The sequence below is a fragment of the Labrenzia sp. THAF187b genome (assembly GCF_009363375.1).
Taxonomy (GTDB): Bacteria; Pseudomonadota; Alphaproteobacteria; order Rhizobiales; family Stappiaceae; genus Roseibium; species Roseibium algicola.
In genome coordinates this window covers 4050397-4071436 of the sequence record NZ_CP045344.1, presented here as the reverse complement: position 1 = coordinate 4071436, position 21040 = coordinate 4050397, and the positions used below count along the sequence as shown (strand labels likewise).

20 protein-coding genes, 1 tRNA gene and 1 riboswitch are annotated in these 21040 nt (G+C 57.9%); of the genes, 10 read left to right on the top strand and 11 right to left on the bottom strand.

The genetic code is table 11. From position 1 onward, the window contains the following. Positions 1-135: 135 nt before the first annotated feature. Positions 136-222 (bottom strand) — tRNA-Leu (locus FIV03_RS18790). Between the two features lie 132 nt (positions 223-354). Continuing rightward, a complete protein-coding gene (locus FIV03_RS18785; protein WP_022998287.1) occupies positions 355-621 on the bottom strand; it encodes a FliM/FliN family flagellar motor switch protein in 267 nt (88 codons plus the stop codon). Between the two features lie 98 nt (positions 622-719). Here FIV03_RS18785 and lipB point away from each other — a divergent pair, with 98 nt between their 5' ends. Together lipB and FIV03_RS18775 are read left to right on the top strand one after the other, a co-directional pair. Then, the gene (lipB, locus tag FIV03_RS18780) at positions 720-1427 is read left to right on the top strand and encodes a lipoyl(octanoyl) transferase LipB (protein WP_152510589.1); all 708 of its coding nucleotides are present in this window, start codon (positions 720-722) and stop codon (positions 1425-1427) included. Positions 1428-1718: 291 nt separating this feature from the next. Then, entirely contained in the window at positions 1719-3641 is a 1923-nt protein-coding gene (locus tag FIV03_RS18775; RefSeq protein WP_173013881.1) for a methyl-accepting chemotaxis protein, read from the top strand. Positions 3642-3732: 91 nt separating this feature from the next. Here FIV03_RS18775 and FIV03_RS18770 read toward each other — a convergent pair whose 3' ends face one another. From FIV03_RS18770 to FIV03_RS18735, 8 genes are all read right to left on the bottom strand, one after another. Then, a complete protein-coding gene (locus FIV03_RS18770) occupies positions 3733-4617 on the bottom strand; it encodes an NAD-dependent epimerase/dehydratase family protein (protein WP_173013880.1) in 885 nt (294 codons plus the stop codon). Then, positions 4617-5483 carry a glycosyltransferase gene (locus tag FIV03_RS18765; RefSeq protein ID WP_152510586.1) on the bottom strand — a complete coding sequence of 289 codons (867 nt, stop codon included), beginning with the start codon at positions 5481-5483 and terminating at the stop codon, positions 4617-4619. The genes FIV03_RS18770 and FIV03_RS18765 overlap by 1 nt, the downstream gene beginning before the upstream one ends. An 8-nt stretch (positions 5484-5491) precedes the next feature. Continuing rightward, positions 5492-6712 carry an NAD-dependent epimerase/dehydratase family protein gene (locus FIV03_RS18760; protein WP_062488568.1) on the bottom strand — a complete coding sequence of 407 codons (1221 nt, stop codon included), beginning with the start codon at positions 6710-6712 and terminating at the stop codon, positions 5492-5494. A gap of 144 nt (positions 6713-6856) precedes the next feature. Continuing rightward, complete coding sequence (locus tag FIV03_RS18755) at positions 6857-7144, bottom strand: acylphosphatase (RefSeq protein WP_022998281.1); 288 nt, start codon at positions 7142-7144, stop codon at positions 6857-6859. Positions 7145-7217: 73 nt separating this feature from the next. After that, the gene (locus FIV03_RS18750; protein WP_152510585.1) at positions 7218-8108 is read right to left on the bottom strand and encodes a DMT family transporter; all 891 of its coding nucleotides are present in this window, start codon (positions 8106-8108) and stop codon (positions 7218-7220) included. An 86-nt stretch (positions 8109-8194) separates the two neighbouring features. Then, a riboswitch (FMN riboswitch) is annotated at positions 8195-8368 on the bottom strand. Between the two features lie 77 nt (positions 8369-8445). After that, on the bottom strand, positions 8446-9738 hold the full coding sequence (locus FIV03_RS18745) for a diguanylate cyclase (RefSeq protein ID WP_209009703.1): 1293 nt from the start codon (positions 9736-9738) through the stop codon (positions 8446-8448). Positions 9739-9848: 110 nt separating this feature from the next. Then, complete coding sequence (locus FIV03_RS18740; RefSeq protein ID WP_152510584.1) at positions 9849-10502, bottom strand: HAD family hydrolase; 654 nt, start codon at positions 10500-10502, stop codon at positions 9849-9851. 116 nt (positions 10503-10618) lie between these two features. Further along, entirely contained in the window at positions 10619-12631 is a 2013-nt protein-coding gene (locus FIV03_RS18735) for an acetyl/propionyl/methylcrotonyl-CoA carboxylase subunit alpha (RefSeq protein WP_152510583.1), read from the bottom strand. 224 nt (positions 12632-12855) lie between these two features. On the opposite strand from FIV03_RS18735, the gene FIV03_RS18730 reads away from it, so the two are divergent. The 3 genes from FIV03_RS18730 to FIV03_RS18720 all read left to right on the top strand — a co-directional run bounded on the left by FIV03_RS18730 (position 12856) and on the right by FIV03_RS18720 (position 14397). After that, positions 12856-13332, top strand: coding sequence for a hypothetical protein (locus tag FIV03_RS18730; protein WP_152510582.1), 477 nt, complete (start codon positions 12856-12858; stop codon positions 13330-13332). Between the two features lie 120 nt (positions 13333-13452). Beyond that, positions 13453-13923, top strand: a complete 471-nt coding sequence (locus FIV03_RS18725; protein ID WP_152510581.1) for a hypothetical protein — start codon at positions 13453-13455, stop codon at positions 13921-13923. A 162-nt stretch (positions 13924-14085) separates the two neighbouring features. Continuing rightward, entirely contained in the window at positions 14086-14397 is a 312-nt protein-coding gene (locus FIV03_RS18720) for a hypothetical protein (protein ID WP_152510580.1), read from the top strand. A 117-nt stretch (positions 14398-14514) separates the two neighbouring features. Here FIV03_RS18720 and FIV03_RS18715 read toward each other — a convergent pair whose 3' ends face one another. Continuing rightward, positions 14515-16047 (bottom strand): acyl-CoA carboxylase subunit beta, encoded by a 1533-nt coding sequence (locus FIV03_RS18715; RefSeq protein ID WP_152510579.1) that lies wholly within the window; start codon positions 16045-16047, stop codon positions 14515-14517. 320 nt (positions 16048-16367) lie between these two features. Between FIV03_RS18715 and FIV03_RS18710 the strand changes: the two genes are divergently transcribed. From FIV03_RS18710 to FIV03_RS18690, 5 genes are all read left to right on the top strand, one after another. Next, positions 16368-17318 (top strand): OmpA family protein, encoded by a 951-nt coding sequence (locus tag FIV03_RS18710; protein ID WP_152510578.1) that lies wholly within the window; start codon positions 16368-16370, stop codon positions 17316-17318. A gap of 58 nt (positions 17319-17376) precedes the next feature. Then, entirely contained in the window at positions 17377-17694 is a 318-nt protein-coding gene (locus FIV03_RS18705) for a hypothetical protein (protein ID WP_152510577.1), read from the top strand. A gap of 93 nt (positions 17695-17787) precedes the next feature. Continuing rightward, positions 17788-19212, top strand: a complete 1425-nt coding sequence (locus FIV03_RS18700) for a circularly permuted type 2 ATP-grasp protein (protein WP_031268326.1) — start codon at positions 17788-17790, stop codon at positions 19210-19212. Between the two features lie 9 nt (positions 19213-19221). Beyond that, complete coding sequence (locus FIV03_RS18695; RefSeq protein WP_152510576.1) at positions 19222-20172, top strand: alpha-E domain-containing protein; 951 nt, start codon at positions 19222-19224, stop codon at positions 20170-20172. Between the two features lie 28 nt (positions 20173-20200). Beyond that, a complete protein-coding gene (locus FIV03_RS18690) occupies positions 20201-21019 on the top strand; it encodes a transglutaminase family protein (protein WP_152510575.1) in 819 nt (272 codons plus the stop codon). Positions 21020-21040 lie beyond the last annotated feature (21 nt).

Sequence of the window (21040 nt, the reverse complement as noted above, 5' to 3'; positions counted from 1 at the left end):
ATCGCAACAAACCCAAAAAGCCGGTATCTGAATTTTCCCAGAGCAATCAGGTATTTTGCGGGCAGTGCGGAAAAGCAAAAAGGCCGCCCGGAGGGGCAGCCTTTTGAGGAAGCATCGGTAGAAATGCTTCGAATATGGTGCGGTCGAGAAGACTCGAACTTCCACGGGTTTTACCCCACAGCGACCTCAACGCTGCGCGTCTACCAATTCCGCCACGACCGCATATTCGATTGTTCCCGGCGCCTCTCAGCATCGAGGCGCTCCATGTAGCAAAAGGAATTTGGGGGCGCAAGAGGCCTTTTTGCATTAATTCACAGGCACGCGATTTTTCTTATGCAGAAATGCTTTAGTCCCTCAAAGAGGGCCATCGGTACGCATGGGTCGGATGTCCGGCGGACGCATCAGAACTTCCGTGATCGAGATGCCTATCCGCTCGCCGAGCAAAACCACCTGCCCCTTGGCGACCAGCGTATTGTTGGCATAGATCTTCACATCGTCGTCTTCGGCCACATCAAGGTCGATAACGGCGCCACGCCCCATGCGGAGCAACTGGTGGACAGGCATCTCGTTCTCCCCGAGAACGACGGAAATATCGACTTTGATTTCATCGAAGGTAGTCATCGGACGCCTTGATCCTTAAATAGGGCAACTGACCCGCCAGCGCTTAACCATACCACGGCATGGCAAGCCAGCTCAAAAAACAATGAAGTGTCATCCACATGTCACCCGCCGATAGAGACGCTCTTTCCCTCAGTTTTCTGCCAGTTTCCGGCTCGCGGCCGGTCGAATGGCGGATTTCCGACGAACTGGTCGATTATGAGACCGCTCTTCGGGAAATGGATGAAAGGGTCCAGAGAATCATTGCCGGCGAAGCCGACGAACAGGTCTGGCTGCTGGAGCATCCCCCGCTCTACACCGCCGGCACCAGCGCCAAGGACAGCGATCTGATCGCTCCCGACCGCTTTCCGGTCTACCGGACGGGCCGCGGCGGACAGCACACCTACCATGGGCCAGGGCAACGCGTAGCCTATGTAATGCTCGATCTGAAGCGGCGTCAGCAGGATGTGCGGGCTTTTGTTTCCGCACTTGAAGCCTGGCTCATCAGCACGCTCTGGCACTATCACATTCGCGGCGAACGCCGTGAAGACCGCGTCGGGGTCTGGGTGCGTCGGCCAGACCGCGGGGCGACGGTCGAGGACAAGATCGCCGCAATCGGCATCCGCCTGCGCAAATGGGTCACGTTCCACGGCATCAGCTTCAACGTGGAGCCTGAACTGGATCATTTTGACGGTATCGTGCCCTGCGGCATTACCGAACATGGCGTGACCAGTCTCGTGGATCTCGGCCTGCCGGTTACCATGGCCGAAAACGACAGCGTCCTGCGGGCCGAATTTGAAAAGATATTTGGCCCCACGGTTTCCGTGTGAAGCCACTCGCGCGGCGCAGGCTTCAAACAGACGCACTGAACTCTAGGTAATATCGAGTTCAAGCTCGAGTTGCAACAAAGGCCAAAAAGCAACCTCAAGAAATTCCATTGTTATTTTTGCGAGTAACATTCGAAATTCCATGAAGTTTTGGCTTTTTTAGTTCGAAGACCGTTTTGTTACCGGTCAGATTTAGTATTCCTTCATTCAGATGAGCGAATACAGACACAAACCTTCTCAACCATGGGAATGAAGTTTGTGACCCAGGCTCTCTCAGTTCGCTCCCGTCGGAGCGTGATCACCAAAATCCTGCTGGCCGCCGCCGGCGTCATTGTTCTGATCTTCGCCGGCTTCGGCCTCTTCAACGACACCCTTCAGCGTAACGCAAAGACCGACGAAGTTCGTGACTACATGACCGGTGTCGGCCAGTCGGAAGTCAATATCGTCACAAACTGGTTCGAAGCGCGCATGATGCTCATCGAGGCGTTGTCCGAACGCATTGCCAAGCAGCCCGAGGTAACACCCGAGTTCTTCGACCTAAAGACCCTGACCAGCAATTTCAGCGCGACCTATTTCGGCGTGGAAGCAGACGGTGCCTTCAACATGTGGCCGCCGGCAGATCTGCCCGAAGGCTACGATCCGCGCGTGCGCCCCTGGTACAAGGATGCCGTCGCAAAAGGCGGACCCGTGATCACTGCTCCCTATCAGGACGCCTCAACCGGCAATCTCATCGTGACGGCTGCAACACCGGTAAAAACCGGCGGCACCCTTTCCGGTGTGGTCGGTGGTGACTTTGACATCACCACCCTGGCGAACATGCTCGCCTCGTCGAACATGAGCGGCCTCGGTTACGTCTTTGTGGCCGATTCCAAGGGCACCATCCTGGTGCACCCGGACAGCAACATGATTTCCAAGCCGCTCAGTGAGCTTTTCCCCAACGAGCAGGTCAAGGTCAGTGCAGAACCGCAATACGCGTCCAGTGTTGATGGCGACCGTATCGTCCAGTTCGTTCCGGTCACCGGATTGCCGGTCGACTGGCAGATTGGCCTTTCCGTTGATCGGAACGCCGCTTTTGCAAGCCTGACGAGCTTCCGTTATTCGGCACTCTTTGCGACCGTGATTGCAACCGTGCTGATGCTTGCCATCCTTGGTACCTTATTCCAGACACTGCTGGCCCGTCCGCTCGCGTCCGTGACCAGTTCAATGGCCCAGATTGCGGAAGGCGATCTGGAAACCCCGGTCCTGGGCCTGGAGCGGAACGACGAGATCGGCTCGATCGCCAATGCCGTGGAGGTGTTCAAGACCAACGGCAAGGAACAGCGTCGCCTGGAAGCCGAACGCGCCACCGAGCAGGAAGCCAAGCATCGCAGGGCAGCAACCGTCGACCAGTTGCTTGGTGGTTTCAACCAGGAAATCCGCAGCGTTCTGGAAACCGTTTCCAACGCCACAGAAGAACTGGAACGCACCGCCCGAGAGTTGGCGCAAACTTCCGAACAAAGCTCGACCGATGCGGAATCGGCTGCCCGGACCACTGGGGACACCGCCGCCAATGTCCGCTCGGTGGCCGCAGCCTCCGAGGAGCTGACGTCCTCCATCGCCGAAATCGCCCGGCGTGTTGAAGAGCAGGCCGGCATTTCCGAACGGGCCTCCAGCGCGGCTTCCCAGACGGATCAGACCGTACAGAGCCTGGTGGCGACCACCGACCGGATTAGCCAGATCGTCAGCCTGATCAACGACATTGCCGCCCAGACCAACCTTCTGGCGCTGAATGCCACCATTGAGGCGGCCCGCGCCGGTGAAGCCGGCAAAGGCTTTGCGGTTGTTGCATCGGAGGTGAAATCCCTGGCCAACCAGACTGCCCAGGCGACAGAGGAAATCGCAACGCAGATCCAGGCGATGCAGACCGTTTCGAACCGCGCTGCTGAAGCCATCCGCGATATCAGCAACGTCATTGCAGAAATGTCCGAGATCTCCAAGGACATCTCTGTGTCGGTCGAACAGCAGAGCCTGGCAACCAACGAGATTTCGCGAAACGTCAACGAAGTCTCCACCGGTACGGACGCCATCTCCGAGACGATTATCCAGGTCTCCAGCGGCGCTCAGTCGACCGGCCGAAACGCCGCGGATGTTCTGTCTACAGCAGAGGCACTGACCAGCGAATCCGCCAACCTCAGCTCGAAGGTCGACCGCTTCTTCGACGACATCCGCGCTGCCTGATCTGGCACAAAGGCAAATGGAAAAGGCGGGCCGCTGTGCCCGCCTTTTTTGTTGCCAAACCGGCAAACAAAGCTTGCTCACAAGCTGAGCGTCATGTGCCGGCCGCACCGCGCCTAGCTATTGAGCGCAGAAACACTTTCAGCTTTTCAGTTCCGCCAGGCGACCACCCAAGTGCCCGCAGCCGGTCTGTCGTCATTTCGCCTGGCGCCTGGTTCGATGCTGCCGGCACCTCAAGGTTCAAACCTGCTTCGGCAGCATAAAGTGCCAGAAGGTCCTGGCGGTCGAGCAGGAGATCCGAGACGTTGTAGATCTGAAATGGTTCTTCATTTACCCGTCGCTCTTCCAGAACCAGGGCAACGGCAGCAGCAAGATCGTCCCCGTGAACTTCCGTTCCCCTGCGCGGGGCAATCGGAATACCGGCCGCAAAGTCCCTGAAAAGCCCTGACCATTTGTGGTCTGCCGAGCCTGACCCTGGTCCGTAAACACCGGTCGCGCGCAAAACGATGCCGCTCATACTCTGGCAGCATAACGCCTTGAGTGCCGTTTCCCCTGCAAGTTTCACCTCGCCATAAAGCGTATCGGGTGCAGGTTCATCCGTTTCCGCGAGCTTTTCGCCTTGGCGGTGATCGCCGTAAACAGCCCTGCTGGAGAGGAAAACGACTGTCCGGCAGCCCGCCTTCGCGGCCGCTTCAAAAAGACGCCGGGTACCGTCGACATTCAGCTTCCTGAACCGCTCTGGATCGTCCCCCTCACCGCCCCGGAACTTGCCGGGCTCATGGACCAGTGCACAATGAACGAGTGCATCGGCTTGCGGGAGTTGAGGATCCGGGTCAGCAAGGTCATAGGTCCGAAAGGCTGCCGCAACGCCGTCAACAGGGCGTCTTCCAAGAACCGTGACCGTGCAGCCATCGTCAAGCAGCCGCTTCAGGATGAACCGGCCAACTACCCCGCTTGCCCCCGTCAGAAGAACATGCATCAGGATGCCTGCTTTGCAGCCCACTCCAGAGGACCGGGCAGACCGGCCATATCGTCCGGAATGCCGACACCGGTCGCAAAAGCCTGCCAGAGATCGATCAGAGGACGCAACTTGGCGGTCTTTTCATGCCCCTCCTGCCAGGGCTTTTCATACTGGTAATGCAGCACATGGATCTGCTTCCAGTTCCAGAGTTCCGGCAGGTTGAACCAGACATACTGGAGCGTGTTGAAGAACACCGGCAACCCGTGCCAGTCGGGAAAATAGTCTTCCAGAAACGTCTGGTCCGTACGCCGCCAGAAGGCCTCCGGCCTGTCCAGACGCGCCAGCATGGCCTCGAACGTGGCCATATTCGGCCGGGCGGTAAAGACGCCGCTGTTCAGCCGGTGGAAGTCCTGCAGGCTTTCGTAGACGTTGGGCGCTGCGCAGAACTCGGGATAGCCAAATAGCTTGTCGCAGTTCTGCAGCACGATGGCATCGGCATCGATGAAGATGACCCGGTCATATTCCTCGAGTTGCCACAGCCGCAGCTTGACGAAGTTGTCCAGAGGCGTGTGAAAGACCGGCTTGCCGCCCTTTGTGAAGGGAGCTGCCTTGTGAATGCGGCCGCGTTCATGGCGCGCGTTGAAGCTTTCGCTCGTTGGCAGGCGCTCGCACCGGCCAAGCCGAGGTCCGAATTCCGCAAGTGCGACAAGATCCGCCTCACCGACCCCGGGCGTGTAGAGGACCACGAGGTCGGCTTCGGTTCCCGAATGCCGGAGCGAGCGCAGAAGCGCCGTCGCCCCGAGCACATAGTCCCGGTTCGTCACCAGTGTCACATAGGCACATGTGCTTCCAGGCGCCCTGTCGAACTGAGGAGTGTCTTGCATTCCCGGCCTCAGGACACGGATTTCAGACGCGGATGTTCCGGATCCCGTTCGATCTCGTCGGCAATTTCCTTGGTCCAGGCGGACACTGCCGGTACTCGGCTGCGGTCGACGCGGTAGGCGAAGTTCTTAGCGACGTCCACCACCTCGCTCAACAGACCTTCTTCCAGCGTGATCGGATTGAGGCCCAGTTCCAGGAACTGCTTGTTCTCGACAACCAGATCGTTTTCTGCCGCTTCCTTGCGCGGGTTTGGCAGATAGGCAACCTTCGCGCCGGTAAGACGGGAGATCAGCTCTGCCAGATCCCGCACCCGGTGGGTCTCGGTCATCTGGTTGAACACCTTGACCCGGTCGCCCTTTTTCGGCGGGTTCTTCAACGCCAGTTCAATGCAGCGAACCGAATCCTGGATATGGATGAAAGCCCGTGTCTGGCCACCGGTGCCGTGAACCGTCAGCGGATAGCCGATGGCTGCCTGGATCAGGAACCGGTTCAGAACCGTGCCATAGTCGCCGTCATAGTCGAACCGGTTGATCAGTTGCTTGTGTCGAAGGGTCTGTTCGGTATGCGTGCCCCACACGATCCCCTGGTGCAGGTCAGTGACCTTTAGCCCGTCGTTCTTGGCGTAGAACTGGAACAGCAGCTGATCCAGGCACTTGGTCATGTGATAGATCGAGCCGGGGTTGGCCGGATAAAGGATTTCCTGAGCCGCTTTGGAGCCGTTCAGGGTCTCGACGTCAACCGACAGATAGCCTTCGGGAATCGCCGCGCCGACACTGGAATAGCCGTAGACGCCCATGGTGCCGAGGTGGACAAGATGCGCATCAAGATCCAGTTCCACCATCGCGTTGAGCAGATGGTGCGTGGCATTGACGTTGTTGTTGACAGTGTAGTTCTTGTGCTGGTCCGATTTCATCGAATAAGGCGCAGCGCGCTGTTCGGCGAAGTGGATGATGGCATCCGGCCGGTTGTCTGCAAGCCAGGCCTTGAACACTTCATAGTCGCGGGCAATATCGATCAGGTGGAACCGGATTGTATTGCCGGTTTCCTGCTTCCAGATCCGCGTGCGTTCCTGGATCGAATCCATGGGCGTCAGCGATTGCACACCAAGCTCGGCATCGATCCAGCGACGGCTCAGATTGTCGATGATATGAACTTCATGGCCCTGATCTGACAAATGCAAGGATGTGGGCCAGCCGACAAAACCATCACCGCCAAGTATCGCAATCTTCACTGAAAATCTCCCGGTTTCACGTTTCGGCACCAACAGTGCGGCACCGATTGCTTCATCTGAAAGATCAGATCATTGCGATATTTCCGTGACAACTCAACTTCCAATGTCGCGATTGATATAGAAAAGACGATTGGCCACAGCCGGTTAAGCCGTATCGCGCACCTCGAAGGCGCCCGAGCAGGGCTCTACCGGCTCAAGGTCCTTGACCAGGTTTACCCTTGCAAGAGACGGCCCATGCCAGAGTACATCCAGCATGTCGACAACGGTATCGGACGGGCCTGAAAACACGGCTTCGACCCCACCGGAGCTGAGATTGCGCACCCAGCCGGCCAGTGCCCTGTCTTCAGCTTCACCCGCACACCAGGCGCGGTACCCAACACCCTGGACCCTGCCCTCAATCAGCACGTGAACGGTCAATGGATCGGCGGTCATTCAGGTCTCCGAAGTTCGCGATGCTGCAAAAGCTTAGTGCAAACCTGCCTGTTCGCAAACGTCTGCGTGTGCTTCAGGCTGTGGACACTTGCGTGTCGCGCTTTTGCTCGTCCAACATGACCAGCAGCGATGCACCGACAATCACCAGCGCTCCCGGCCAGAATGCACCGCTCGGGGCAAAGCCGAAAGCGAAGAAGCCGACCGCGATATTCAGCGGAAGCTTCAGGTGGTCGAAAGGCTGCACGAAGGCCGCATCGGCCTTCTGGTAGGCGAGGGTCAGCAGGTAGTTTGCCAGCACAGTCAGGGCGCCGGCACCCACGAGCAGCCACAGCGCCGGACCGGTTGGCACGATACCGCCCTCTCCCAGCGCAAGCAGTGCATTTACCGGTGTCAGGAGCAGCAGCAGGTAGATGGTGATGGAATCGGCATCTTCAGTTGCAGTCAGCTTTTTGGTGACGAGCGAAGTTCCTGCCCAGAATGCAGCTGCCCCGACCGGCAAAAGTGCTGCCAGGCTGAAGCCTTCCGTCCAGGGCTCCAGAATCACCATGCCGCCGGAAAAGCCCGCCAACGTCGCGAGCCACCGGATCAGGCCAACCCGTTCCCTGAAGAACAGCTTGGCGCCAATGATCACGAAAAACGGCGAAGTCATCACCAAGGCGATTGCCTGCCAGATCTCGACCTGCGCAAGACCTGCGACCCACAACTGGATCCCGATCACTGCAAGAACACCCCGCGTCAGATGCCATCCGATCTGATGTGTCTTCAAGGCGGAAAAGCCGCGCCGCAGGACGAATGGCAGGCCAACGAAAAGGCCCAGCGCATATTGCCAGAAGGCCGCGGACGTTGATGGCACGCCCAGTTGCATGGTCGAGGCCTGCAGGGCGCCGTTCACGATTGCAAACGAAGCCCCTGCCCCGATCATGGCAAGTGCGGCGAATATGGGCTTCTTCGATTTGGTCGACATGGGCGTCCTATCTGCGATCCGTTCCGTCATCGTTCAGAACAGTCTCAAAAGACACACGCCCACCGGCCATCAACAAATGGCGGCGGTCAAGTTCTCTCTCATCCGGACTTTCGGGCGGCTTCGCTTGACGCCACCTCAACCGTCGGCTCCGGCATCTCACCGAATCTGCTGACCTTCGAACATTTTATCCGAAGCGCTCGCGGGCTCCGGGTTTCCCCGATACCGCCGGTGGGGAATTTCACCCCGCCCCGAGAACTGCTCTCCAAGAGCTTTCAGTATCCCTGAAATAGACAGGATGCAATAGTGGATGCATGCCGAAAGGCACCTCAACGGCACATCAGGCCACGCAAACCCGATTTCTGCCGGCCTGCTTGGCGCTGTATAGCGCTTCATCAGCCCTGGCGATGGTCTGGCTGATTTTCTCGCCATCTCCAACGGTGGCAGCCCCTATGCTGACCCGCATTGAGATCAGCTGCTGATCATGCAAGTGGGGCACGGTTTCGACGGCCTTTCGAATGCGCTCGGCGATTTCAAAGGCCTCATTGAGGTCGCACCCTTCCAGCAGGCAATAGAACTCTTCACCGCCCGCCCTTGCAAAGATATGCGGCTCTTGAAGTTCACGTTTCAGCAGGCCGACAAGATGATTGAGCGCTGCATCGCCGCAGGCATGGCCGTATCGATCGTTGATCAGTTTGAAATGGTCAACGTCCAGCACAAGGATGGACAGGCTGACTGGCGTCTTTTGTGCCCGTTCCTTTGCTGCAGCTGCCAGCTCGAAAAACCTGCGACGGTTGTAGGCCTCTGTCAGGGCATCGCGCTCTGCTGCCCACTTGAGCTGCTCTTCCAGACGTTTGCGTTCAGTGATGTCGAGCATGGATCCAGCAAGGCCGTTCACCTCGCCGGAGACCCGGTCACGGGTAACAGCCTTGTGGAAGGTCACCGTTCGGCGCTCGCCATCAGCATAGCAAACGTCCGCCTCATAGATCTGAACACCCCCCTGCTGCATCAGCTCTTCGTCGGCCGCTTCATAGACCTTTGCCAATTCAGCTGGCGCTACGTCGTAAACACTGGCGCCGTTCACCTTGCTGGCCGGCAAACCGATGAACGCTTCAAAAGCCTTGTTGCAGCCGCTGTAGATGCCGGCCCGGTTCTTGAAGAAGATGGGTGAAGGCAGGTTATCGATTGCAGACTGAAGGTTATCCCTCTCAATGGCGAGATCGCGGCATTTTCGGAACAGCCCACCCTGCCGCGCGATCACGAGTTCTGCGCGTTTAAGGGCAAGCAGCAGAAGGTCCGCGTCATCGGCGTCGACAACATCATCCACCCCGCCTTCCAGCAATGTCAGCTGCGTTTTTGCTGCCAGTTCTCCCGACGAACAAGCGATGATGAGGGTCGTATCCCGTATTCTGTGAAAATCGCAGGTCGGCAATGCCCCCGTCGCCCCGACATCCAGAAGACAGACCTGAAACGGGCAAGAGGAGAGCGGCTGGACAGTGACCTGGTGCAGGACGTAACCGGCTGGAAGCGACGGTGGCGGTCTTTTGGCAGGCGAATAATACCCGACGTCAACCGCCTTTTCAGACGGTACCGACGTATTTTGGGTATCCGTTGCATGCATCCGTTCTGCCAAGGCGCACTCCTTTGAGCTTAACCTACGGGAAAATCGATAAATTCGGAGTTAAGAAAGTTTGCCGGCAGCAAGAAGCCACTCTCATTGCCACCGTGTCGGAATGGAGGCCATTAGCGGGTCGCGAAATACGCGGCGATGTCTTGAGGTCTGGCTGCTATCAATACCGGATTTTCGGCGGCCAGTTCTTCACGGCTACCGTAGCCCCACAACACGCCAATGCCCGCCACTGCGTTGGCGTTTGCTCCGACAAGGTCATGCTTGCGATCACCAACCATGACCGCCTCCGACGACTGGATGTTTTCCTCACTCAGGATATGCGCGATCAGCTCGGCTTTCGCGGACCGCGTGCCGTCCAACTCTGCACCGTAGACCTTGCCGAAAAAGTCCATCAGGCCGAAATGCTCAACGATCCGACCTGCGTAACTGTGGGGCTTTGAGGTACAGACGTGAAGAAGAAACCCGTCTTTCCTGAGAGTTGTCAGCAGTTCGGGAATACCCTCGATCAGCGAATTCTCGAACAGTCCCGTCACCGTGTAGCGCTCACGATAGAAGGCCACGGCTTGATCCAGCACAGCCTTGTCTTCCGTTCCCAGAAGAACCTTGAAGCTGTCCCAGAGCGGCGGCCCGATGCACCAGCGCAGCTCTTCCACGTCAGGTGCCTGCCCACCCATCTTTTCAACCGCATACCCGATTGAACGGGTGATGCCTTCAAAGGGGTCAGTCAGGGTTCCGTCCAGATCGAACAGGATGGTCGAAGTCGTCATGATGCCCCGCAACGTATTGAAAAAGAAAGCGGCCTGGACCGGATGGTCGCAGGCCGCTGAATATCGGCAGTATCCGATGCCTGTCAATCAGGCTGCGTTAGGTGAATCACCCCGGATCAGGAAAACTCCATGATCACGGCGTCTACGGCAAGGCTGTCGCCGGGCGTTGCCTTGATGGCGCTCACGACACAGTCGCGCTCCGCTCTCAGCACGTTTTCCATCTTCATGGCCTCAACGACGGCAAGCTGCTCACCTGCCTTGACTTCCTGTCCCTCGGCCACAGCGATGGACACCACCAGACCAGGCATCGGGCACAGCAGCATCTTCGACGTGTCCGGCGGCAGCTTCTCCGGCATCAAGGCATCCAGCTCGGCAATCCGCGGTGTCATCACTTTCGCGACCACGGAATAGCCCTGCCAGTCGAGGCGGTAGCCACCGCGCAGGGTCCGGACCTGCACCGTCACATCCTTCGCGCCGACCTTGCCGGACCAGAGCGGATCACCTGGCGCCCAGTCAGCCTCCACATTGACAACGGGGCCATCGCCGATCGCGACATCGATCTCGACGGGCGTCCCCGGATACCCGGCAGCAAGCCGGATCGGAACATAGGTCTTGTCGAGCTTGATCACCCAATCCTCGCGAATGGCACCGGAATGAGCCCGCAACCGCCCGGGCAGGTGGTCCAGACGCTCGCGTTGCAACGCCCCCATGGACAGGGCAACGGCTGCAAGAACCGCATAGGCCTCGTCATCGGGAACTGCCGGCTCGAAGCCGTCCGGATATTCGTCTGCGATGAAACTGGTAGCCAACTCGCCCGACCGCCAGCGCGGATGGTTCATCAGCGCTGTCAGAAACGGTACATTGTGCTGAATACCGTCGACGTAAAACGCATCCAGAGCTGAACTCATCGCATCGATCGCCTCCGCCCGTGTCGGCGCATGGGTGATCAGCTTTGCGATCATCGGGTCGTAGAACATCGAAATTTCAGAGCCCTCGACAACGCCGGTATCGTTGCGGACGGTAACCCCGTTGCTGGCCTCTTCCGCCGGCGGCCGGTAGCGCACAAGCCGGCCAATGGACGGCAGGAAATTGCGGTAGGGATCTTCCGCATAAATACGGCTTTCGACTGCCCAGCCGTTCAGCTTGACGTCTTCCTGGGCAAGGTCCAGTTTTTCACCGGCGGCAACGCGGATCATCTGCTCAACCAGATCGATACCGGTGATCAGTTCGGTCACCGGGTGCTCCACCTGCAGGCGCGTGTTCATTTCCAGGAAGAAGAAGCTCTTGTCCTGCCCGGCGACGAACTCGACCGTGCCGGCACTGTCATAGTCGACGGCCTTTGCAAGCGCGACGGCCTGCTCACCCATCTTGCGGCGCGTTTCCTCATCGAGCAGAGGCGACGGCGCCTCTTCGATGACCTTCTGGTTGCGCCGCTGAATCGAGCATTCACGCTCGCCCAGGTAAATCGCATTGCCGTGCTTGTCGCCCAGGACCTGGATTTCAATATGGCGCGGGTTTTCGATGAATTTCTCAATGAAAACCCGATCGTCGCCGAAGGAAGACGCCGCCTCGGATTTCGAGCGGGTGTAGCCATCCCGCACCTCGTCCGCATTCCAGGCGATGCGCATACCCTTGCCGCCACCACCCGCGGACGCCTTGATCATGACCGGGTAGCCAATGTCCGCAGCGATTTCGACAGCCTGCTCCGGGCTTTCTATTACGCCAAGATAGCCCGGCACCGTGCTGACCTTCGCCTCATTGGCGAATTTCTTGGATTCGATCTTGTCGCCCATCGCCATGATGGCGCGCGGATTGGGGCCGATCCAGACAATGCCTTCCTTCGCCAGCGCTTCGGGAAAGCTGGCGCGTTCGGACAGGAAGCCATAGCCCGGATGCACGGCTTCAGCTCCGGTCTCCTTGCAGGCCGCGATGATCTTGTCGGCGATCAGATAGGATTCCGACGCTGCCGCGGGACCGATGTGGACCGCTTCGTCTGCCATTTCCACGTGAAGGGCATCGCGATCGGCATCGGAATAGACCGCAACTGTCTTTATGCCCATGCGGCGGGCCGTCTTGATGACGCGACAGGCAATCTCACCACGGTTGGCGACTAGTATTTTGGAGAACATGAATTTCCACCCAGCTGGACGATTTTCCATTTTGTAGGCTGCGCCACTTTGGCACGCAACTTATCCAAAGGGCGAGACGTGATTTTGCGGATAGTTGCCCAAACACTCAAAAACGGCATGCCGCGACAAGGACCGACCGAAGGTAGTTCGGCGGGAAAGCGTCTATTTATCCGAATTTTAATAAACTTATTGCAGGAATTACCAAGGCAATGGGGAACAATTAAATGAAACGCATCTTTTCAGCGGCAATTATCGCGAGTGCTTTACTACCAACTTCCGCACTGGCGGAAACCGCAGGCAAGTGGAAGAGCGGCGAAATCAATGGCTTTACACGTTATTGGACCACCAACAACCTTGGCGCGAACTTCGTAGTCTGGTGTCATCCGAAACGCCGGATCAACGGCACGCTGCTTCATATTGATATCGACGGAAAAATGCCGCCACCGCGCAGCAGGATCAAATTGATCATGGACCGCGAGATCCTGGAGCTGCCAATCAACGAGCAGGGATACGTGGAAACGGGTTGCGCCGCGTGTTCCGACAGCTTCGGCTATGTCTGGCACCGTTTGCGGTCATCCCATTCCCTTGCGGTGAAATTCCAGGACGACAGCTATGCCGGATTTTCCCTGCGTGGCGCCCAGAAGATCATTCCCGGAAACGTTTGCCCGACCGACTGGCAGAAACAACACCCCAGGTCCTGAGGCAGGGCGGCCTGGCCATCGCCACGTGGCATGCCAGGCCGCCAAATTACTTTCTTGATTGAAGGGCTTTTAACAGAACACCTGTAATTTTCGTCGGTGACAGATTACGGAAACGGCTCGATGCGCAGCGCCTTCTTTTCTTTTTTATACCTTGCACTGGCCACGAGCTTGCCGGCAGCCGCAGCCGAATACGGCAAGTGGCATACAGACACGGCGTATGGCTACGAGCGCTACTGGACCGAAAGCTCATCAGGAGCGCGATTCACGATCTGGTGCCCGCCCAATCATGCCGTCAGGAACACCCTTATCGGCGTGCGCATCAAGGGCCGCAGGCCGGACCCCGGGTCCACAGTCCTGGTCGAGCTGGATCACAAGCTGATAAAGTTCAAGGCAGGAAACGACGGTTACATCTACAATGACTGCCCGGCCTGTTCCGACAACATGACCTATTTCTGGCACCGGTTGCGTTCATCGGTAAAATTCGCCGTGCAACTGGAAGACAGACGCTATTCGGGCTTTTCCCTAAACGGTGTGCGAGAAGCCATGGCGGGGTCTGTATGTTCCAGCCAGATGGCCCGTAATACGCAGTAAACTCCAGGCAAAATCCTGACCGGCGATTTTGTGTGCTCGCAATCACATTTGCGCACCACAAGTTGGTGCACACTTCTCCTGTCACCAACTTTCCGGACTGTTCTGCTAGACTAAACCTTCAGAGCGTTCTTTCCGGTGGCAACGGCACGTCAGGAGACTTTCATGCGGAAAATGCTTCTTTGCGCAGCAGCGCTTGCCCTTCCCGGCCTTGTCATGTCGACGGCGGCCGAGGCACGACCGGACCTTCGCAAGATGACCTGTGCCCAGGCGCAGAACATGGTGCGCCAGCACGGTGCCGTGGTCTTCACCACGGGGCAGTATACCTATTCGATGTTTGTTTCGAACCTTAGCTACTGCGATCGTAACCAGGTCCTGTTCACGCAGTTCGGCCAGACGCGGGATACACCACGCTGCCCTGTCGCGTTCGAATGCAAGGAACCTCTGTTCCCGCGCGGTCTCTCGCGTTGGGATTGATCTTGCAGACAGCAAACAGGCCGGAAAATCCGGCCTGATACAATCTCGTGTGTCACTGCTGCGGACCAGCGATCGTCTTCCGGAACCGAGCGAATGAATGCAAATCGGCTCTTCTTGCTAGAGCGGAATATTGTCGTGCTTTTTCCATGGCATATCCGCCTGCTTGGACCTGAGCAGGGCCAGGGCCTTGGATACACGCCGGCGGGTGGAATGCGGGCGAATGACATCGTCGATATAGCCGCGCTCGGCAGCAACGAACGGATTGGCGAACCGGTCCTCGTAATCCTTTGTCCGCTTGGCGATCTTCTCCTTGTCGCCGAGTTCGGATCTGTAGAGAATTTCGACCGCCCCTTTTGCGCCCATCACCGCGATTTCAGCAGACGGCCAGGCGTAGTTGATGTCGCCGCGGATGTGCTTGGAGCTCATCACGTCGTAAGCACCGCCGTAGGCCTTGCGGGTGATGACGGTGATCTTCGGCACCGTAGCTTCAGCGTAGGCAAACAGCAGCTTGGCGCCGTGCTTGATCAGGCCGCCATATTCCTGCGACGTGCCGGGCAGGAAGCCTGGAACATCGACGAAGGTCACGATCGGAATGCTGAAACAGTCGCAGAAGCGGACAAACCTTGCAGCCTTGCGGCTGGCATCGGAATCCAGAACGCCGGCCAGAACCATCGGCTGGTTGGCAACGATGCCGACAGTGCGACCCTCGATCCGTCCGAAACCGGTAAGGATGTTGCCCGCGAAACTGCCCTGGATTTCGAAGAAGTCGCCCTCGTCGACTGTCTTCAGAACAAGTTCCTTCATGTCGTAGGGCTTGTTCGGATTGTCCGGAATGAGCGTGTCGAGGCTGGTGTCGATCCGCTCCGGGTCGTCGTAGTTCGTCAGTTCCGGCAGGTCCGCACGATTGTTCATCGGCAGATAGTCAATCAGCCGGCGCATTTCCTGCAGGGCTTCGACGTCGTTGTCAAAGGCACCGTCCGCAATCGAAGACTTGGTGGTGTGGATCGACGCGCCGCCGAGTTCCTCGGCTGTCACCGTCTCGTTCGTCACGGTCTTCACCACGTCCGGTCCGGTAACGAACATGTACGACGTGTCACGCACCATGAAGATGAAGTCCGTCATGGCAGGGGAATAGACGTCGCCGCCTGCGCAAGGTCCCATGATGAGCGAAATCTGCGGAATGACACCGGAAGCCAGAACGTTGCGCTGGAACACTTCGCCGTAACCGCCAAGAGCCGCGACGCCTTCCTGAATACGGGCGCCACCTGCGTCGAACAGGCCGATGATTGGTGCCCGGTTCTGCAGGGCCATGTCCTGGAGCTTGGTGATCTTTTCCGCATGCGTTTCGGAAAGAGACCCGCCGAAGACCGTGAAATCCTTGGAGAACACGTAAACGGTCCGACCGTTGACCGTTCCCCAGCCGGTGATCACGCCGTCGCCGGGGATATGCTGCTCTTCCATGCCGAAATCGGTACAGCGGTGCTGTTTGAACATGTCGAATTCTTCAAAGGACCCTTCGTCCAGAAGAATTTCAATACGTTCACGCGCAGTCAGTTTGCCCTTGGCATGCTGCGCATCGATGCGGCGTTGTCCGCCGCCCAGCCGCGCGGTTTCGCGGCGTTGTTCCAATTCGGCCAGAACTTCTTTCATCCGGTCCTCCCAAAACTTGAGCTTGGATCACGCCGTAGCATGATCCCCCGACAGAGCCTAGTCAGCACATGGGCTTATGGGGAAACTACGCCCCGTGAACCTTCCCAGCCAAACGCCCACAGAAGCTGGACGAAGAGCTTGACGAATGTCCGGCAAAAGCCTTTATGGCCACGCTTTGCCCGATCCCAAACCTGCCCTCACGTTTCCGCGCGCCAGGACAGACCAGGATCACTTCAATACGTGCCCTTTTTTGAAGCACGATTTTCAAACTCGAGAAATCTCATTTCAGGTCCAGGACCCATTCTTAACGGAGTACATTAATGTCAGGAAATTATGTTGTTGATCACCGTGACGGTGTCATCACGCTCGCGCGTTTGCAATATTTCGACGTCAGCCAGGCGAACCTCAAGGAAGATCACAAGAACTGGCTTCGCAGAAACGTCGTACCGCTGCTGAAGGGCAACGGCAGCATCAGTATCGTCGGACTTTCCAGCCGCAGCGGCAAGGCAGCCTTCAACAAGGCCCTGTCGATGAAGCGGGCAAATGCCGTGAAGACGTTCCTCGAAGAATGCCTACTGTCCTGTTTTCCGTTCGATCTGGTCGACGGACTTGGCGAAACCCTGGCTGAAGAAATGGGTCAGGAAGACGGCGTTGAAGACGGACAGTTCCGTGCCGTGATGATTTACGTGCATTCCCTGCCGACCCCGCCCAATCCGAAGGTCATCAAAACGCCCAAGAAGATGAAGCCCAAACCAAAGGCGGCTTCCACCTTGTGGGTCGGCATCGGTGAAAGCCATTCAGGCGACCTTGTTGCTGTCGGGCGGTACAACTGGAATGGACGCCTTTACCGGGCCAGCGCCGATGACAACGGCTATGTCGACTACGTTGACCTTATGGCGGACGGCTGGAAAATCGGCGGCGGCCTGGGAGGCAGCGTCGGCGGCATCGTCATCGTGGCACATGGTGTCAAGACGCCCAGCGAGTTCAACAAGAAGGGCGAATGGTCTGATTGGGACCTCGATCTGGCGATTGCCGGAAAGCTGGGGGACGTCCTCAAGGGCATCAAGGGCATCGGCAAGATCGTCACTACGATGGAGAAATACGAGGAACTGAGCCATGCCGCGATTGAACTGACCAAGAACAAGGGGTTCGTCAAGAAAGGTCTCTACACAATTCCGATGCTAGGTGTCGGTGCGGGCCTGCACGTTTGGACAGGACGCAAATACGGCGACGTTTCGGTGATCTCGGTCGGCAGGACACTGATGCGTTAGCACCCTGTCCCCGGCCACCTGTCCGCACACGCACCGGGCAGCAAATCGGTTTTCGATCATGCTGCCCGAACTGCCCATCGACTGTGCATATTGGATTGAACACAACTTCTGTCTGACTGAACAAGCAGATGTTACCACTCCGGTCTGGCAGGTTTTGGCGGGTAGCAGACGCCCACCGATCCGGCCACTCGTCTTTCCCGGCCCCGTCCCGCAGCAAGGATGCCGTAACGTTCATTTGAGCCCATCATTTTGGCGAAGTTCGCATGCGCAAGCGGTGAAAAACACCGCCTTCAAATCCTTTTTCAGTGGTCGAAAAAAATATATTCAACCTGAGGGAACCTCAGGATTTTTCGATGAATTTCAGCTCGTTGCCTAATTTGCAGGCACTGTCGCCGCGACATTGAACTTTGACACCTTTCAGAATTTTGCCATGATTGCCCAAGAACGAAGCATCGGCAAAGGGGAGGCAATGGCGGACGAACGCACTTTCTTCAATGAAATGCTCGACGAGGCCAACAAGCCGCGCCAGCCATACGCCCGGCTCGCCAAATGGCTGGAAGACAAACCAGCCAACTTTCTGACCAAGAAGGGCCGCGACGCTGAAACCATTTTCCGCAGACTTGGCATCACCTTCGCGGTTTATGGAGCGGAAGAAGCTACCGAACGGCTGATCCCGTTTGATCCCATCCCGCGCATCATCTCGGCTCCGGAGTGGCGGCGCCTGTCTGCAGGCATCGACCAGCGTGTGCGGGCTCTGAACGCCTTCCTGCACGACATCTACCATCGCCAGGAAATTTTGCGCGCAGGCAGGATCCCGGCGGAGCTCGTGCTGCAGAACGAGGCATTCCTGCCTGAAATGGCCGGGTTCACCCCTGCCCGCAAGGTCTATGCCCACATCATCGGAACCGATCTGGTCCGCGTGTCGGAAAACGAATTCTACGTGCTGGAAGACAACACGCGCACGCCTTCAGGTGTCTCTTACATGATGGAGAACCGGGAGACGATGATGCGTCTCTTCCCCGAGCTCTTTCAGAGTCACCGGGTCGCCGCAGTGGAGCAATATCCCGAGAACCTCCTGCAGACGCTGGAAAGCGTCGCACCGGATCCCTCGAAGTCTTCGCAAACGATCGTTGTCCTGACCCCGGGCATCTATAACTCCGCCTATTTCGAACATGCTTTCCTGGCTGATTCCATGGGCGTGGAACTGGTGGAAGGCCGGGATCTGTTCGTTGATGCCGGACATGTCTACATGCGCACAACGCGCGAACCGAAGCAGGTCGACGTCATCTACCGGCGTATCGACGATGCCTTCCTCGATCCGCTGACCTTCAATCCGGGCAGCATGCTCGGTGTGCCGGGCCTCTTCGATGCCTATCGCGCCGGCAACGTCACCATCTGCAATGCGCCGGGAACGGGTATTGCCGACGACAAGGCGATCTATGCCTATGTCCCGGACATCATCGAGTTCTACACGGGCCAGAAACCGATCCTGAACAACGTTCCGACGTGGAACTGCTCACGGCCGGATGACCTCGCCTATGTTCTGGACAATCTTGAGGACATTGTCGTCAAGGAAGTCCACGGTTCGGGCGGCTACGGCATGCTGATCGGTCCGACCGCATCGAAGCGGGAAATCGCGGAATTCCGGAAAGTCCTGGAAACCAACCCTTCCAACTATATTGCCCAGCCGACCCTGGCGCTGTCGGCCTGCCCGACACACGTCGCTTCGGGTGTCGCCCCGCGCCACGTCGATCTGCGCCCCTACGTGCTGATCGGCGATCAGGTCCGCATCACGCCAGGTGGCCTGACACGGGTTGCCCTCAAGAAAGGCTCGCTCGTCGTCAACTCCAGCCAGGGTGGCGGCACAAAAGACACCTGGGTACTTGAGGACTGAGAGAACCAGATGCTCGGAAGAACCGCCTCTTCGCTGTTTTGGATGTCGCGCTACCACGAGCGTGCCCAGAATGTTTCCCGTCTCCTTGAGGTCGCCTGTCGTGGCGCCATCATCTCCCATTCGGGTCAGGAGGACGGAACCCACTGGACCTTCGCCCTCGCCTGCGCGGGGTGCGAGACCGGATACAAGCAGAAATACGAGGAACTGAACGGCCGCAACGTGGCGGCCCACATGATCTTTTCCAAGGAAAACACCTCAAGCGTCCGCAGCTGCCTGGAACTTGCCAGGAACAACGCTCGCGCCGTTCGCACCGGCATCACGGCTGAACTCTGGGAAGCCATCAACACCACATGGATCGAGTTCACCGATGTGAACCCGCAATCCATCACCCAGGAAAAACTGCCGGACTTTCTCGCCTGGGTTAATCAGCGGGCGCACCTGTTCCGCGGCGCGCTGCTGAACACGATCCTGCGCGACGACGGTTATTTCTTCAGCCAGATGGGGAATTTCGTGGAACGGTCGGACAACACGGCCCGCATCCTCGACACCTACTACTGGACCCTGCTGCCGGACAGCGACATCATCGGTGACGGCTCTTTGGAGCACTATCAGTGGTCCGCGATCCTGCGAGCCCTGTCCGGGCGGAGAAGCTACCGGTTTGCGTATCCGAATGCCCGACTGAAAGCGTTCAACATTGCCGAGTTTCTGATCCTCAGAACGGAAATGCCCCGGTCCCTTGCCCATTGCTACGACTGGATGGCCGATACCGCGGAAGACCTGGCCCAGTTCTATGGTTCGCGTGAACCAAGCCTGGACATGGCAGCGGACATGGCAAAAGACCTGGCTGAAAAGCAGATGCACGAAATCTATCAGCAGGGACTGCATGACTTCCTCTCGGATTTCATCAACAAAAACAATCTTTTCGCCCATCAGCTTTGCGAAGACTACAATTTCGCCTGACCCTGGAACCCCGCAGAACCGGTGCAGCATGCGACTGACTGTCAGACATACGACCCGATACCGTTACGAGACGCCACTCGCCAACGCCATGCAGCAGTTGCGCCTGACGCCCGAGGATGGCCCGAGCCAGAGAGTTGTCGAATGGTCCATCGAAGCACCCGGCATTGAACGGGCGACGACCTACAAGGACGCTTTCGGCAACCAGGTTCACATGGTTTCGCGTAGCGAGCCGATCGAGGACGTCGAGATCACCGCCAGCGGTATTGTCGAGACGACGGATACCAACGGAATTCTCGGCCACGAACCGGATGCCGGCATCCCACCGCGGATTTACACAAGAGTCACTCCGCTTACGCAATCCAACCAGGCGATCCGCAAATTGGCGGCCAACGCGGAAGGGCATGACAAGATTGCCGGGTTCCATGCTCTGATGCATGCCATCCGCGACAAGGTCGACTACAAGGTGGGCGTCACCGAAACGCATGCTCCGGCCACTGCCGTACTGGCCGCCGGAGAAGGCGTCTGCCAGGATCACGCGCATATTTTCATCGCCGCCGCACGTTCCATCGGCGTTCCGGCAAGGTACGTTTCCGGCTATCTGCTGCTGGAAGACGAACAGGCTTCGGAAGCCCATCATGCCTGGGCCGAAGTGATGATAAACGGTCTTGGCTGGACCGGATTCGACATATCCAACGCAATGTGTCCGACCGATCGCTATATCCGCTTGACGGTGGGCCTGGATTCCCGTTCAGCTGCCCCTATCAGGGGGATCCGTTTTGGCGGGCTTGAGGAAAACCTGCATGTTGAGGTCGATGTGGCCCAGGCCGCATTCCAGCAACAGCAGTAAGTGTCTTTCAAACCGCCCGAA